At 67.1% G+C, this 16,013-nt stretch carries 10 protein-coding genes; 9 read left to right on the forward strand and 1 reads right to left on the reverse strand.

Translation table 11 applies throughout. The annotated features are described in order from the left end of the window. The 9 genes from V6D40_RS05210 to V6D40_RS05250 all read left to right on the forward strand — a co-directional run. Window positions 1-477, forward strand: a 477-nt coding sequence (locus V6D40_RS05210) for a hypothetical protein (protein ID WP_334289305.1), incomplete at its 5' end; no start/stop codon positions are given. A 6-nt stretch (window positions 478-483) separates the two neighbouring features. Next, a complete protein-coding gene (locus tag V6D40_RS05215) occupies window positions 484-3,285 on the forward strand; it encodes a vWA domain-containing protein (RefSeq protein ID WP_334289306.1) in 2,802 nt (933 codons plus the stop codon). Window positions 3,286-3,324: 39 nt separating this feature from the next. Then, window positions 3,325-7,002 carry a tubulin-like doman-containing protein gene (locus V6D40_RS05220; protein WP_334289307.1) on the forward strand — a complete coding sequence of 1,226 codons (3,678 nt, stop codon included), beginning with the start codon at window positions 3,325-3,327 and terminating at the stop codon, window positions 7,000-7,002. 22 nt (window positions 7,003-7,024) lie between these two features. Beyond that, complete coding sequence (locus V6D40_RS05225; RefSeq protein WP_334289308.1) at window positions 7,025-9,688, forward strand: hypothetical protein; 2,664 nt, start codon at window positions 7,025-7,027, stop codon at window positions 9,686-9,688. Window positions 9,689-9,691: 3 nt separating this feature from the next. Continuing rightward, entirely contained in the window at window positions 9,692-11,965 is a 2,274-nt protein-coding gene (locus V6D40_RS05230; protein ID WP_334289309.1) for a hypothetical protein, read from the forward strand. Next, on the forward strand, window positions 11,965-12,939 hold the full coding sequence (locus V6D40_RS05235; protein WP_334289310.1) for a GAP1-N2 domain-containing protein: 975 nt from the start codon (window positions 11,965-11,967) through the stop codon (window positions 12,937-12,939). Before V6D40_RS05230 ends, V6D40_RS05235 begins: the two co-directional genes overlap by 1 nt. A gap of 2 nt (window positions 12,940-12,941) precedes the next feature. Beyond that, a complete protein-coding gene (locus V6D40_RS05240; protein ID WP_334289311.1) occupies window positions 12,942-13,895 on the forward strand; it encodes a hypothetical protein in 954 nt (317 codons plus the stop codon). Beyond that, on the forward strand, window positions 13,896-14,990 hold the full coding sequence (locus tag V6D40_RS05245) for a TRAFAC clade GTPase domain-containing protein (RefSeq protein WP_334289312.1): 1,095 nt from the start codon (window positions 13,896-13,898) through the stop codon (window positions 14,988-14,990). It abuts the gene before it with no gap. 14 nt (window positions 14,991-15,004) lie between these two features. After that, on the forward strand, window positions 15,005-15,250 hold the full coding sequence (locus V6D40_RS05250) for a hypothetical protein (RefSeq protein ID WP_334289313.1): 246 nt from the start codon (window positions 15,005-15,007) through the stop codon (window positions 15,248-15,250). Here V6D40_RS05250 and V6D40_RS05255 read toward each other — a convergent pair. After that, window positions 15,243-16,007, reverse strand: a complete 765-nt coding sequence (locus V6D40_RS05255; protein ID WP_334289314.1) for a hypothetical protein — start codon at window positions 16,005-16,007, stop codon at window positions 15,243-15,245. The two genes, V6D40_RS05250 and V6D40_RS05255, sit on opposite strands and share 8 nt — an antisense overlap. Window positions 16,008-16,013 lie beyond the last annotated feature (6 nt).

Consider the following 16,013-nt stretch of genomic DNA (forward strand, 5'->3'; position numbering starts at 1 on the left):
CCCCAACCCCAACCCGAGCCCACGCCGCCGCCACCCGCGCCCGGTTCGGCCGTCGGCGAGCGCCAGCCCCAAGGCTTCGGCGGCGGCAGCGCTCCGGGTGGCAGCTCCCGCTCGGGCGGTAGCCCCGCTGCGCCGCAGGCGGAGTTCAAGACCACGTCCGCGCCGCACGCGCTGCTGCTTCCCAGCCTCATCCTTGCGCTGATTGCCCTGATCCTCGACGCGGTTGTGGGCTTTGGTCCGCTGCGCTCCATCGACACCCAGTGGGGCGTGCTCACCGGTATCGCGTGGGCGTTGTCCGGCATCGTGGGTGTGTCCGCGCTCGGCCTGTATTTCACCAAGAACACCGAGGCACGCGCGAACGGCCTGTACGAAATCGTCGGTTGGAAGCAGACCTTGTTCTACGCCACGGTCGCCGCGCTGGTGGTTGCCGTGGTCGTCTCGTCGGTCATGTTCGCGCTCTGGTTCGGAAGGCAGTAACCCGCCATGTCATTTCATGTTTCCCTGCGCCGCGCCGCCGCGGCGATGACGGCCGCGTCCCTCGCAGCGATTTCCACCGCGATGCCGGCTGCCGCCCAGGCTCCGGCCCCCAACGACTCCCTGCAGCAGCTCGGCGCGTGCATGGCGGAGCGCGGCGCGCTCGACGTCGTGATGCTTATGGACGAGACCGGCTCGCTCGTCGGCGAGTTCGTCGACGACCGCGTGGACGAGTCCCTGCCGGGCTCGGACGACGAGCACAACCGTATCCCGGCAGCCCAGAGCTTCGTCGACGAGTTGGTGGACCGCCACGCCGACACGGGCGTGGACATCCGCGTCCGCGTCTCCGGCTTCGGCCAGGAGTACCGCTCCGGCGCCACGGACCCGGCCAACTACGGCGAGTGGCAGACCCTCGACGAGTCTTCGGCTGACCGCGTCAAGGGCGAAATTGAGGACTTCCGCACCCGCACCGCGGAGCTCTACACCAACTACGCCAACGCGATGGAGGGCGCGTACAACGACTTCGCCCGCTCGGGTTCCGCGAACCCGTGCCGCATGCTGGTCACGTTCACCGACGGTGAACTCACCGCCGAGGAGGGCGCGGAGGTTGCTGAGGAGCGCATCTGCCGACCTGGCGGAATTGCGGACCGTTTGCGTGCCGGCGGGATTACGAATGTGGGGATTGGGTTGGCGTCGGCAAGCAAGCCCTCCGACTTCTCCTTGCTGCGGCGCATCACCGAGGCTGAAGGCGGCGCGCCCTGCGGCGACCAGCCCGCGAACGGTACCTTCTTCGAGGCGTCTAACGTGGGTGCCCTTTTCGGCGCGTTCCGCCAGGCGCTTTCGTCCGGCCGCGACATGGTGGTCTCCGGCCCGGTGGGGGAGCCGGTCGAGTTCGCGCTCGACAACTCCATCGACGCGGTGCGCCTCAACGTCATCGCTGAGGAGCACCTCGGCCCGAACGCACACGTGGTGCTGACCGCCCCTGACGGGTCCACGCTGGATCTCGGCGACTCTGGCCGCGGCGAGCTGCAGGGCGCGGCTGTTGAGTGGGTCGCGACTCACGAGCCGGTGCAGCGTGTCACCGGCCGCATGCGCATGGCAGACGGCCAGGACTGGTCGGGCCGCTGGCAGGTCGGTTTCGCCGGTGTCGACGACGCGCACAAAGACAGTCAGCACATCTCCGGCATCGAGATCCAGCCCGACTTGCAGGTGCGGTTCGCCGGTCCGGATTCGGAAGATGCGGGGGCATTGTCGCTTTTCGACGACCAGCCGCTCACCATCCAACTCGTCGACGGCGCCGGCAACGTGCGCCCGATGGCTGGCGAGGCCCGCACAACCGTCACCTTCACGCCGGACGGGCAGGAGCCACAGGTGCTGGCGGACAACGCCGACATCTCCTCCGGCTCGCTCGAGGTGGAAGCGCCGAAGCTGAACGGCGCGCCGCTTTCCGGCCGCCTGGAATCGCGCACCACGGTCACCACCGCGGGCGAGCCGGGCACGACCTTCTCCCCGTTCATCAACTCGCAGGCGCTGAGCGTTTCGCCGCAGAACCTGCCGCAGCTCGCCGGCCCGATCCAGTTCAACTCGGACTCCGTGACCGGCGAGGGCGAAGTGACGGTGAAGGGCCCGGGCAAGGTGTGGGTCGAGCCGGGGACGACATTGCGCGCCGACACCCTGCCCGACGGCGTCAGCGCGGTCGGCGTCGCTTCGACGCACGATTCCGCAGCCAACGCGCTCGAGGTTCCTGCTGGCCAGACCGCGACGCTGCCGGTCACGTTCACCGTCGACGAGCCCACCGAGGGCATCATCAACGGCGCAGTGGACGTCACCGTCGCAGACGTCGACGGCGCGGTTGAGCCGGCGACCGTCCCGGTGTCCGTCAACGGTTCCTACACGGTGCCGCTGAACACCGCGAAGTTCACCGGCGCACTTTTGGGCACGCTGCTTGCGGCGCTGCTGATCCCGCTTGTGATCTTCTACCTGATCCGCTACCTCACCGCGCGCATCCCGACGCGCCGCCAGCTCGGCGCGCAGCGCTTCCAGATCGATGTGGACGGCGCGCAGGCACGCTTCGTTAACGGGGAACCGAAGCTGTCTACCCAGGAGGCGCTCCGCACGCCTGCGACGCTCACGCCGACGTCCTTCACCGCTTTCCAGTACGAGGGCACGGTGCGCGGCTTCCACCCGAACCCGTTCGCGGACGCGCCGGTGGTGCTTAAGCAGACGCCGTCCCTCAGCGAGGACGGCGACCAGGTGAAGGGCGCGGCCAAGCTCCCGCTCGCGTTGACCAACACGTGGTTCGTCGCGCCGAGCAGCCGCGGACCGCAGGCCTACGACGTGGTTGCGCTGATTAACCCGGGCACCCCGGAACAGCAGCTGACCCAAACGGCCAGCGAGATCCGCACGCGCGCACCGAAACTCGCGCGCCAGCTGCACGAGACCCGCGCTGCAGAGACCACTCCGACGGAGGGCGCCGCGCCGGGCAAGAAGCGCGGTCTCGGCGGCCGCGGACGCGGCGGCAACGACGACGCAAACCAGCAGATGCCGCCAACTCCACCGACCCCGCCGACCCAGCAGGGCGGTAACTACACCTCGGGTGGCTTCGGCTCGGGCAACCAGGGCGGCCCGGGGAACACCGGCGGCCCGGGGAACCAGGGTGGCTTCGGCTCCGGCTGGGGCGCCTCCGGCGGCAACCCGCACAACCAGGGAGGCTTTGGCTCGGGCGGATGGGGCAGCTCCGGCGGGTCCAACCCGGGCGGGTCCAACCCGGGCGGCTACCAACCTCGACCGGGCGGCTTTGGCTCCAACTAACTCAATCTCCACACGCACACGCAGTTTTAAGGAACACACATGTACAAGGTTTTCGTAGTCGGTTGCGGCGGCAGTGGCGCCAAGACGATGTCCTACATGATGGATCAGCTCAAGGCGACGCTGGAGAAGCAGGCGCCCCAGTGGTGGTCCAAGAACAAGCGTCTCCCGGACGCGTGGAAGTTCGTCTCCATTGACGCCCCGCTGGTGCCCGAGGTGGTGGAGAAGTCGAAGCTGCCGAGCGTGACCGAGGCCGGCGGCGACTACGTTGCCTGCGGCACCAACGCTGGCTTGAGCAGCGTTCGCCGCAACATCGCCGACAGCGCGGCCCGCGAGGCGAAGCTGGGCACCCTGTCCAACTGGGCGCTGAAGGACGGCTCCCTAGACACGCTCGACGTGGCCAACGGCGCCGGACAGTTCCGCGGCGTGGGCCGCATGCTCGTGCTGAACCGCCTGAAGGAAGTCAACGCTCAGCTGCGTCGCTCCTGGGCAGAAGTGATCAGCGCCGACACTGACGCGGACCTGATGCAGATCGCAACCGAGACCGGCCAAAACCGCGAGGTCGCCGGCCCGGTCGTGTTCATCATCTCCTCGATGGCCGGCGGCTCCGGCGCGTCGATGGCGGTTGACGTGTGCCGCCTGGTCAGCGCCCTGCCGGGTGTGAATAACGGCGGTGTCGGCCTCTACATGGTCACCCCTGACGTGTTCTCCGGCGGCGAGACTGGCCAGATGGACTCCTTCGCCGGCACGAACCCGAACGCGCTGGCCATGTTCGCCGAGCTTGCAGCCGGCCAGGCCGGGGCGGGTGTGCAGACCGACGCCGCCACCTACCAGGCGATGGGCTTGAACATCTCCATGGAGGACATTCCGGTTGGCCGTATCTTCCCGGTCGGCCGCACCGTGGGTACCGACGACAAGATCACTGAGATCGGCAACGGCACCCCGTCGGACATCTACCGCTCGCTTGGTCTGGGTCTCGCGTCGCTGTTCACCGACCACCTGGCTATGGCGAACTACGTCGCCCACGTGATCAACAACCCGCAGCCAAGCCGCTCTCACTACTACGGCTGGGGTGCAACCGAGTACCCGTTCGTGCCGTGGGGCACTTTCGGTTACGGGCGCGTCGCGATGGGCCGCGACCGCTACGCCGAGTACTCTGCGCAACGCCTCGCGCACTGGGCCGTCAACCACATCAATAACGGCCACTTCGAGAAGGAAGAAATCGGTAAGGACGAGGCCCAGCAGCTCGAGGAGCGCGTGGCGACCAACTGGGGTACCTTCCGCGACCGCATGAACGCGGTGTTGCCGCTGGTCGGCAGCAAGAAGGAATGGATCGAGCGCAACTTCGGCGGTGTGATCACCGGCTGGTCGGAGGCTCGCTTGAACGAGACAATCGGCGCCATCCCGAACGCGAACAAGCAGCGCGGCAACGAGTGGCTGAACGTGGTCTACCGCGAGCTCAGCAACGCCTCCTACCGCGTCAACAACGAGTTCAACGCGGACCGCCGCGCCGACCGCCCGTTCTACGGCGCGCTCGTTGAATGGGCAGGCCCAGAAGCGCTGCAGAGCCACCTGCTGGACACGCTGCGCCTCGAGGTTGGCAAGCACGGCGCCGCATACGCCAAGGAGCTTCTGAGCAAGCTGCAGGCCGAGCTGAAGGTTGTCGTCGCTGAGCTGGAGGACTTCCCGGATCACGTGTGGTTCGAGTTCAAGGGCCCGGTGCACGACAAGATCAACAACACCGGCAAGATCCCGGACAGCTCCGAGTTCTCCAGGCAGATCTACGCCCACATGCTGCCGGAGTTCCGCGATGGCGCAGTCGCGTTCATCGCCCGCCAGATGGCCGAGCTCCTGCGCGCCTTCGACAACGACTTCCTCAAGGCGCTCGAGGCGGAAATCACCCGCCAGCGCGAGGAGCTGCGCAGCCAGTGCACCGTCACGACCGACCCGGAGCTGGGTATTTCCCGTTTGCAGACGATCTACCCGAACCTCTGGCCGGCTGAGTCCGACGGCGATGTGGACTCGCGCTTCGGCGCGCCGGCAACCGAGGCGTCGATTACACCGCGCAGCGAGTTCCGCGAGCGCTTCGTCCACGACATCGAGAACGCCCGACCCAACGGCGGCCAGGACTCCGTGTCCTTCAAGACCGGGCTTGCCCTCGCGGGTAAGGCCGTGGTCGCCGGCGAGTGGGAGCAGGGCGCCGACACCGAGCCCGCGCCGAAGGACCTGCTTTCCGTCCGCGACGGCATGTGGTGGGTCCCGCAGCACCACACCATCGACCCGCGCACCGGCGAGCACCTGGATTACCGCAAGCCGCGCTTCGACTTCAAGATCCGTTCCCAGGACGTCCTTGACCGCTCGCGGAGGTTCATCAACCGCAAGGGCACCTCGTTCGAGGCCTTCATCTCCGAATCGCTCGCCGAGTACATCGACGCCGACGGCTACCCGGCACACGAGCGCGAGCGCCGCGAGAACGACCTGGTGTCCAAGTTCGCCCTCGCTCTCGAACTGGCGCTGCCGCTGGCGCAGGTGGACAAGGCTGTGCTTCAGGCCATGCTTGGCCAGGCGATCTCCTACGACTTCGTCTTCACCAAGATCCCGTTCAAGAACCACGCGCTTGAGGCGCGCCTGACGGACGAGCTGGCGAAGTTCAAGGGTGGCGCCGCCAACGCGCAAAGCCGCAAGTCGCTTGCCGACGCCTTCGGCAACAGCGGCGGCCTGCGCGAAATCAGCATCACCGGCTCCTTTGAGAAGTACCCGCCGGTAGTCTTCAGCTCCGTGCTGCCGCAGGCGGCGGCGCAGTGGGACGCGGCGTCGTCGCAAACCGCCCGCGCCGATTTTTGGCGCATGCGCCGCGCGCGCCCGCTGTCCGCGGCCCTGCCGATGAGCGACATGGAGCGCGGCGCGATGATCCGCGGCTACTTCGTGGGCAAGCTCACCGGCCGCATCTACCACTCCGAGGAAGTGCGCGTGTCCGCGGACAACGAGCCGATCCAGATTTACGACGTGCGCGGCAAGAGCCAGACCAAGGACAAGTGGCTGACCATCGCCACGCCGCTTCTGACCCCGCCGAGCCAGATGGGCCACCGTCGCAACTACCTGCCGGCGATTCTGGAGAACTCCTCCATGGCGTGGGCGAAGATCAACCAGCAGCCGGTGATGGGCTCCATCCAGCCCTACCTCGCGCTGCGCGCGCTGTGGGACGAAGGCGAGATGCCGACCCAGTGGCGCCAGGACGGCCAGCTCTACGGCGGCGACGGCATTGCCAACCACACCAGCGGCCAGGAAGTGCTGCGCCAGTGGCTTTGGTCCGGCGAGCGCAAGAACGGCGAGTACCTCATGGTGGAAGGCACCGGCCCGAACGTGAGCGTGGAAGAGCGCCTCGCCGCGGCGAAGAAGTGGCTGAACGACGAGCGCGAGCTCGCCGTGGCCTACAGCCCGGCGATGGTCGGCAGCGACGACGGCTTCCTCGGCGGCCGCACGGAGAAGCCGTACGGTGATGTGAAGGACCTGCAGATCGCCGCGGCGCTGCCGCTGTTCGCAGACCTCGCGCCGGACTACGTCTCCGCGATCGACGACCTGTTGTTCTCCCTCGACTGGGCGTACAAGACGGGCGCGCCGTCCGCGGGCGGCGGCTTCCAGCCGGGAGCCCCGGCAGGCCCGACGGGCCAGGAATTCAACGGTGGCGGGCCGGCGATCAGCATGCCCGGACTCGACTAGGGAAATGAAGTAGGCACGGAACATGGCAGAAGCAATCAGCATCTTTCTTCACAAGGGTCCGTTCGCGCGCCGCGTGCGCCAGTGCGTGGCCGATATGGCCGCCATCGGGCTTGTCGGCGAGAGCATCTGGATCGACGCCGAGGACGGCAGCTACGGAACCCTGATCGGGCACGGCAACGCCCCGGAGCACAACCACCTGACACGCCTGCTCAACAACGTCGGCGGCGCGCCGGTGCACTTGGTCGCGCTCAACGTGATCGGCGAGGACAGCGGCGCAGGTGTGCTGGCCCAAGACGAGATCCAGCGCCTGCAGTCCGAGATCCGCAACACAGGTGTGGGCTACGTGGCGGGTGCGGCGAACACCAATTTGATCGTTGCGGAGGTTGGGGCGAGCGTCGATAAGCAATTCCCGCTCGTGGCTGGTTTCAGCAACCTGCTGCTCGCACCGGAGGAATCCGAAAGCCCGGACATCCCGGCGTCAACGGTCTTCCGCGCCGACAGTAACGACCCGGAGGAGCTCGCGCTGTCTGTGGCTTGCAAGGTCGCGGGCCTGTGCGGGCTGTGGCAGGGCGCGCAGCACATCCCGGTGGTGCAGCTGGGCAGCGACAATGGCATCCGGCTGGTGCGCACGTTCTACCGTAGGGTGGACGCGCAGGAGATTCAGAAGCTGCTGAAAGCACGGCTTTTCGACGTCGCGCAGCTCCCCAAAGTCAGCCTCACCGCCGGGGGCAACCAGGTGCACGTCACCACGATTAACAACCAAGCGGCGACGAACGAGCAAATCGCCGCGGAGGTGATCGCGCACAACGCGGCGAACATCGAGGCGCCGCGCAAGGAGGCCGAGAAAGAGGCCACCGAGAACATGGAGTCGCTGGCCGTGATCAAGAAGATCGGGGCGCTCTACGCTCAGAACCTCGTGCGCTGGCCGGGAATCTTCTTCAGCAACGTGTCTTCCGGTTTTAAGCACCTCGTGGAGAACCAGGTGCAGGGCATGCTCGGCGAGGATTCCAGCATCCGCGTCGGGAACCTGGAAAACATGCCGAAGGAGCGCCCGCAGGGCCGCCAGCCGTCGAGGGATCTGGACTTCAACCGCGAACTGTACCGGCCGATGTGGGAGGAATACATCGACACCTCGTTGGCGCTCGCGGACGCGAACCCGCGCGGCCTTGTGAACGACGCCGGCCAGCCCCCGTACTACCTGCAGTCTTCCGGCGGCGGGGCGGCCACCGCCCGCTCTGCCAGCGACATCATCCCCGGCCCGAGCACGGCGTTCACCGCCGAGCAGCTGCCGCCGGGGTTGCGCAGCAACGCAGAGGAGCTGCCGCTGCAGCCCTACGACGTGAAGGGCATCCGCGGGTTCCGCGCGCGCCTCGGCGCGGCCAACTCGCGCGGCGTGGACGAGACTCTGCAGCGATTCGACGCCTGGGAGCGCAAGCACGCCAACAGTCTGGCCGCCCGCCTGGGCAACCAGCTTGATTGGAATGAGCGCCGCCTGTGGGACGATTACCTTACGGCCCGCCGCGATTACGAGGACGCGCTGGCCCGCAGCCGAAACGCGCCGAACGGAAACGGCGGGGCAGGTATCTGGCGCTGGCTCGGCTACGTCGTGTTCTGGTCCGGCGCAATCTTCGCGCTGGCGTGGGGTATCGGCAACTGGACGGCGGAGCAGACCCCGTCAGGGCGCCTGGTCACTTGGGGCTGGGTCCAGAACCTCAACAACGCATCGGGCAAGACCATCTTCTGGATGTTCTTCATTTGGTTCCTGCTGTGGCTCATCTGCTGGCTGATCCAAGTCTGGCTGTTCACCAAGCAGATCTTTGAGGTCGCGACCACGCGCAGGGACATCCTGTCGGAAGAGCGCGCCGCGAAGATCAACATGGAGGCTGCGTGGCAGGCATACCTCAACATTCAGCACGCATACCTGCAGTTCCTTTCGATCTCCCGGATCTACGGCGCGCTCTTGGAGCGCCCGTTCGGCACGGTGGCCAACGCTGAGACCAAGTCCCCGGTGCCGATGAACCAGATGCCGGCGTCGGTGCTGATCTCCACCGCCGAGCCGGATGAAGCCGCGATCAACAAATTCGCAGACGACATCCGCGGCGAGTACTACCGCCAGGGCTGGCTGGACGAACGCGTGGATGTGGGCCTGAAGCGCGCATTCGACATGGTCCAGGTGGGCCACGGTGACCAGGGCGGCGACAAGCACTCCTACCTCCGCTCCCGCGGCCAGGGCACCGGCGAGATCCTCGACCTACTTGCCCAAGCCGTGTCCTCGCCGCAGTTCATGGGCGAGGACCGCACCGGCAACAAGTGGAACCAGGTCGTGGCGCGCCTCGAGCGCAACGAGGGCGGAAAGCGCGACGAGCTGTTGGCGAAGCAGAAGTACTACAGCGGGGGCATGCTCACCAGCGCCCGCGAGATGCCTTCCCTCGGCGCAGTGAAAGATTCCGGCACCTTCAACGGTGAGTTCATCACTGAGGGCGGCTGGGCCGCCGGCACCGCGAACAACGTTGACCAGGCCCTCACCGACCACAGCGCGACCCGCCAGTCCGGCGACCAGGTCGGCGCGGCGGAGCTGCTGGTGCAGTACGGCCGCCCGGGCACCCGCGACTCCTTCGTGCTTCGCGGCAACGAGGGCCAGGCACTCGGCGGCGGCAGCAACGTGCAGCTGCCGGGATTGGATTAAGCGATGAAAGAAGATCTGCTCGCCTTAAACACCTGGCGCGAACAGGCGCTCAGCCGAGGCATCGCCAAGGAGGAGCTGCCGTCCGCGTTCGAGCTCGGCATCTTCCTGCGCGCGAAAGACGATCCGGAAAAGTGGCAGGACAAGCCCACGTTGAGCAAGTGGAGCGAGTCCCTGACCAAACTGCTGCAGGCTGTGGCCACCGGCAACTTTGTCAAGGGCACCCCGCTGCCGGACCTTTTCTTTCGCCCCAACGGCGGAGCCGGTCAAGCCGGCGCAGCCGACAAGGACGGCAGCAACCCGCCGCGCACAGCTCAACCGGAGCCGCCGGCGCAGCCGAAGCTGAAGCGGCGCCCGTCGAGTGCCGAGCTCAAGCCGGAGCCGGCGCCTACCCCGGAACCAGAGCCGGCGCCTACCCCCGAGCCTGAGCCGGCTCCGGAACCCGCGCAGCTGCTCAACCTGCGCCCGGAGGATTTCGCCCGCCGCAACGCGCTCGCCGGCGACCCGGAAAAGCTCCCGGGCGGCGAGGTCACCGTACGCGCTCGTGCGGACGAGCCGGGCACGCTGGAGGTGTCCTGGGTCGCCCCGTCGTCCGGTGATCCGGTGCGTATCTTCCGCGTGGTGAGCCTGGATATGCTGCTTGCCAGCGACGGCCTAGAGCCGACCAACGGCCGCGTGCGCGCGATTACCTCCGGCCAGCTCTGGGTCGACGACGAGCGCCTCGACCGCGCTGTGCGCACGTTCCACGTGTGGGTGAATGAGGGTGCGACCGAGGCGGAGGCCCTGCGCGCGCAGCCGAAAGTGGTCGGCGTGGGCGTGTACGTGCGCCCAGTGGACGACTTCCACGTCACCTACGAGGACGGACGAATCTACGGCAGCTACGCCGAGGTGGACGGGACCTCCAGCGTGGAGATTTCCCTGATCGACCAGTACCAGGGCTTGGTCGAGCAATTCTCCAAGGAGAAGAACTTGCGCGGGTTCCAGCTGGACCCGCAGTACACCGGCCGCACCTACGTGTTCAAGGCCCGCCGCGTTGTGGAAAAGCACACGTCGGACTACTCCGACGAGCAGGCGGTGGAGGTGCCGGCGGAGCTGACCCGCATCTCCCCGCAGATCCAGCGCGACGGCGAGCGCTTCGCCGTCAGCTGGACGTCGCCCGGCGCGGGTGAGGTTCGCATCTATCGCTCGGCGCAGCCGGTGGCGGAAGGCGCCGCCGGCCAGCTGGTGGACGCGGACAATCTCTCTGAGTACGGGCTGCTCCCCGGCGACTGGTACAACCGGCTTGCACCCGCGGCGAAGACAGACATCGACCTGGACTGGAAATCCGACGCGTTCGCGATGTACATCACCGCGGTCAACGTGGTGGAGAACCAGGCGATGATCGGTGACACCCAGTCGTGGGTACGCTGCGGCAAAGCCGAGAACGTGCGCATCGCTGAGCGCGTCACCGAGCAGGTCATCACCTTCACGTGGCCTGAGCAGGCTTCGGGCGTTGAGTTCCTCCACACCGACCCGGAGAGCAAGCAGGGCCTCGACTTACGCTCCGCGGAGGCGATCAAGGCGGACAGCTCGGTCATGCACATCGGCCGCATCAGCGAGAGCCAGTACCGCCGCTCCGGCGGATACCGCGCTGAGCTGCAGCGCAACTCCTGCCTGATCCTCATGCCGTACCGCTCCCACCAGGGCAAGACGGTCTACGGCGAGCCGACGCTGGTGGATTACCCAGGCCTGATCAAGCTTCGCTACGACATTTTTCCCAGCAGGTACAACGAGCAGCAGCTGCTTATTTCCATCAGTGCGGAAGAGCAGCGTGACACCGCGACCGCGAGCTTTGTGCTGCTGGCGCAGGAGGGCTTTTTGCCTGTCGACGCCACCCGAGACGAGCAGCGCGTCTCCGTCCAGCGGGTGTCCTCCGACGGAACTCCGCTGGAGGACAGCCGCAAGATTTTCCGCAGCGGGCAGCCGCGCATCAACAACCCGTCGCGGCAGATGTACCAGGAGCCGGACTTCTTCGCCATCAACATGAGCGAGCTGCGCGGCAGCGGCTACCTCAGGTTGTTCCTGTACACCCAGGTCGGCGGGTACCAGCCGGTAGAGGAGGACGGCTACCTCAATCCAGAGCCTGTGCTGTTGGACCCGCCCCCGCACACGCTCTACTACGGCGCGCCGCCGGTCACCAACGTGCCTGATTCGACCGGGCTGGAAAATGATTCCGACCCGGACCAGGGGAGCGAGGAACCGCAAGGCTTGCGGGGCCTGTTCAGGAGGAAGAAGCGCTGATGAGCGACACGAATTCCCGCTGGGGGCAGCTGACCTACGCGTCCTTCGGCCGCGCGGTGGGCGACGGGTGGGGCTTCGGCCCCAGCCGCGACGTCCACGACAGCGATGTCGAGTTCGTGCGCCACTTCGTGCGCGGGTCGCTAAGGCCCGTGCACGAGGTCAGCGATTTCCTCACCTCCGAGGAAGTGGACCAGTTGCCGATCCGTTTCGAGTACATCCCGTGGGGCGGGCGCGGCCTGTTCATGAACACCCGCCCGGCCGGCAAGGACTCCTCCGGGCGGAAGGGCAACACGTTCACTCACATCTACATCGACCACGGCGCGCGGTACGAGAATCCGCAGCTTGCGTACCCGATCCAGGCGTACCGATCGCCGGATTTCCGGATGCCGTTTTTGTCTAAGCGCGTTGACGCGGTCGAGCTTTCGGACAACGCTGACGGACCGGATCCCGGACCGCACTTCGACGTCGACCTGTCGTGGGAGATCGTGCGCTCGATGTTTATGGGCATCGACCGCACGACGGTCGTCTACCGCATCCTGGACGAGTTGGAGGAAGCCCGCCGCCTGCCGGTGCTGTTGGTGAACAACTCGATGGACGCGCAGACCTGGATCACGGTCGTCAGCTCCCTTTTGTCGCAGTGGGAGGCGCGGAACCTGTTCCGCTTCTCCACGTACGAGCGCGCGGCTGATATCGACGCGCAGAAGTACCGCAACCACGCCGGCAGCACGCTGGTGGCAGCGCCCGTCGAGGACGCAGACGCGCTGGCGAAGGTCCCCGGCGTCAGCGTGATCAACACGAAGGACCCTCACGAGGGGTACGTGGGGAGGGGTACGTGGGCGTCGGCAAGCAAGCATGCCCTCGAGCTGTACCCCGACCACCTGGCGCTGTCCGCGGCGCTGAACGCGGCACCTGTTAACCCCGAAAGAGCGCGGCTTGGCGACGCCATGCGGCAGCTGCACGACACCAAGGAGTGAGAATGGAACACCTACAACAAGGAGCTGAAGCGTTCATCGCGGGTGACGACCTCACCGCTCAGATCAGCGTGGAAATCACCCCGCACGCGGAGTTCGACTACGAGCTCGCCGGTGCAAGGGAGCACGTGAAGCGCGCCGGCACGGTCTACGCTCGCGGCTTTGAACAGCCGGCTGAGCTGATCATCCGCCCACGCTCCACCGCGCAGTTCGCCGCCGACACGCAGGCGCACGTGGTCATCGAGTTCCTTCCGGAGATCGGCGCCGGCGAGAGCGTTGAGCTGCAGCGCTTCAAGATCGCGGGATTGTCAGAGTTTACCCCGGCGACGCTTTCGCCCGCAGCCGGCGGCGTGAGCGTGAAAGCCGGCCAGGTGGAGCAGCTCGCCGACGGCCAAAGCCGCGTCTACACCGAGATCGTCCGCGAGATCACCCCGGAAACTGGCGACGACACCGCGGCAGCCGCCGCGAGCGCGAATCAGACGCGCTCGGTGCTGGTTTACATCGACCAGTCGGCGTCCATGGCGCAGCCGAGCCGCGGCGCCCAGATGCGGGCGGTGGCGAAGTTCCTCTCCGAGTTCTTGAGCAAGCTGGAGATCGAGCTGTCCGTGGCTGGCAGCTCCGCGGCCTCCGCCCCGCGCCGCGTGCGCAGCTCCGCCGAGGCGCTCGACACGATGCTCGAGCTCACCCCGCGCGCCGAGGTGGGGTGGCCGAACTCGCTGAACGCGGCGCTGAAGCGCTACGACCGCGTCATCGTCGTATCCGAGGACCTGCCGGCGGAAGCGGCCGACCCGCGCGTCACCTTGATCACCTTCGACAACCTCCCCGAGCGCTTCAACGGCGTGCAGTTCGGCCCCGTGATCCAGCAGGCTGTGGAAAGCGACGACCACGACCGGTTGAAGCAGCTGTCCACGTTCCTGCAGGAGCGCCTGTACAGCTCCGTCCAGAACGGAGCGCGGTAAATGAACGTGCTCACCACGCGCTGCCCGTACTGCTTCGGGCACTTGGACGAGAACTTAAACCACATCGGCGCCCCCGGTGCCGGACCGCGCTGCAGCCGCACCGATTTTCCGCTGGGGTGGCAGGGCGCGGGCGTGATCACCGTCGCCATGGCAGGTGCGCGCGCCTCTGGCAAAAGCGTCTACCTCGCGGTGGTGGTTGAGCTGCTCAGCCAGTTCACTACCGAACAGCACGGTACGTGGCGGCCGGCCACGAAGAAGACGGAGCAGATCTACGAGGAGCATTTCCACTCGCGGCTGTTCGAGGAAGGCCGGGCGCTGGAATCCACCCGCCGCATCGACGACAACGCCACCTACACGGACGAGCCGCTGATCTTCACCATGGGCCGGCCGATGGTTCAGGGGCAGCGCAGCCCGCGCGAGATTTTCATCGTCTTCCGCGACATCGCGGGCGAGGACCTGCAGGACTACGACATCTCGGGAGTGAAGGACCAGCTGAGCTTCCTCGCCAACGCCGACCTCGTGGTCTTCCTCTTCGACCCGCTTGCCGACGAGGACATCCGCCTCGCCCTTGCGGGCCTGCCCGGCATGTCCCAGCCGGAGGACGGCACCCGCACCGACCCGTCGATGGTGTTGCGCAACGTGCTGGCGCTTATCGACGCCAACCGCAACCCCCACCACCTGCCCCGCATCGCGCTGACCATGTCGAAGTTCGACGTGCTGCAGCAGCTCGCGGAGACCCAAGGCGAGCCGCGCCACATGGACGTGATCATGCGCAACCGCGGCGCCGCCTTCAACCGCGAGGGCTCCGGCGTGGACAGACCGTGGGATTGGGCCGACAACGAGCTGCTGCACCAGGAAATCCGCAGCGTGCTGGCCACCCTCGACGCCCGCGGACTGTTCAACCAGCTCGACAGCTGGATCACGCACGATAACCCGGAGAACTACTACCGCTGCTTCGCGGTTTCCGCGCTCGGGTCCCAGACCCGCGACGACGCTGTCGACTCCTCCGGCATCGCCCCGTTCCGCTGCCTCGACCCCGTGCGTTCCGTACTTGCCCAGTACGGCATCGGCGTGGCTCCGCAGCAGGTTTACTAGAGAGGTTTTCCACTATGACGTACCCCACCAACACGATCACCGCACAGGAACTGCAGCAGGAGAACGAGGTCTACGGCGAGAAAGACCGCCAGAACAAGGAGCGCCGCGCCAGCGCCTGGATGGGTATCGTGTCCGCGCTCATCGCCATCGCGGCAATCGTTGCGCTTGCGATCTACCTCTGGCAGGTCGTGCCGAACGTCACCGACACCGCAGGCGACGTCCGCGACGCGGCCAACGAGGTCTCCTCGCAGGCTAGATAACGGTGCCGATAAGCTCGGCCAGCCCGGGCAGCTGGGTGGCGAAGTCGTCGCCGCCTCCGGGGAAGCGGTCGATCTTCTCCAGCTGCAGATCGGCAACCGCCGCCGCGTCCGCTTCGAGCACGTTCACCCCGGTGACGAACACCGAGTGCTTGTGGTCGGAGCGCACTACCATCGTGTACGGCACGATGCCCTCATCGAGGTGGTAGTAGAACGTCACCACGTCGATGTCGGGGTTGAACTCGGCGGTGACCGGCACCGGGCCGGTGGAGAGGTCGCCTTGGCCAGCGCAGTTGGAGGCGAGCCGGTCTAGGTCGCTGCCCAACTCCTCGCGCGCAATGCCCTGGTCCAGCACGAGCACGCTGTAGCGCGGTGCGAACCAGCCCTCCGCGGCGGGGGAGACAGCTGCCTCGGGCGCGAGGGTGATGGTCGCTTCGGCTTGGGCGGTCGCCGCCGCGTCGTTAAGCCGGTAGGGGCCCTCTGCCGCGCAGGGGTGCTCGGTGATCTCGCCCGGCACCGGCAGCAACCACTCGACGCCGTCGTCCGCGGTGCGGAACCGCGAGGACACTTCGCCCGTGCTGCCGGCTGCGAGCAAATCGGTGTCGTAGGGGCGGATCATGCCGTTGACCAGCGGCTCCTCGCGGCCGGTTGGGGCGGCCCACGGGTTGCCCTCGCCGCTACCGGGCAGGGCGTAGACGAGCGCTGCGGCCGCGCCGACCGCCAGCGCGGACTGCACCAGCGTGGAAAAGAAGCTGCTCATTGTGGG

The sequence above is a fragment of the Corynebacterium sp. Marseille-Q4381 genome (assembly GCF_036881695.1).
GTDB lineage: Bacteria > Actinomycetota > Actinomycetes > Mycobacteriales > Mycobacteriaceae > Corynebacterium.

Coding starts and splice junctions, on each gene's coding strand:
- V6D40_RS05215 (WP_334289306.1), top strand. CDS start 484: ATGTCATTTCATGTTTCCCTGCGCCGCGCCGCCGCGGCGATGACGGCC.
- V6D40_RS05220 (WP_334289307.1), top strand. CDS start 3,325: ATGTACAAGGTTTTCGTAGTCGGTTGCGGCGGCAGTGGCGCCAAGACG.
- V6D40_RS05225 (WP_334289308.1), top strand. CDS start 7,025: ATGGCAGAAGCAATCAGCATCTTTCTTCACAAGGGTCCGTTCGCGCGC.
- V6D40_RS05230 (WP_334289309.1), top strand. CDS start 9,692: ATGAAAGAAGATCTGCTCGCCTTAAACACCTGGCGCGAACAGGCGCTC.
- V6D40_RS05235 (WP_334289310.1), top strand. CDS start 11,965: ATGAGCGACACGAATTCCCGCTGGGGGCAGCTGACCTACGCGTCCTTC.
- V6D40_RS05240 (WP_334289311.1), top strand. CDS start 12,942: ATGGAACACCTACAACAAGGAGCTGAAGCGTTCATCGCGGGTGACGAC.
- V6D40_RS05245 (WP_334289312.1), top strand. CDS start 13,896: ATGAACGTGCTCACCACGCGCTGCCCGTACTGCTTCGGGCACTTGGAC.
- V6D40_RS05250 (WP_334289313.1), top strand. CDS start 15,005: ATGACGTACCCCACCAACACGATCACCGCACAGGAACTGCAGCAGGAG.
- V6D40_RS05255 (WP_334289314.1), bottom strand. CDS start 16,007: ATGAGCAGCTTCTTTTCCACGCTGGTGCAGTCCGCGCTGGCGGTCGGC.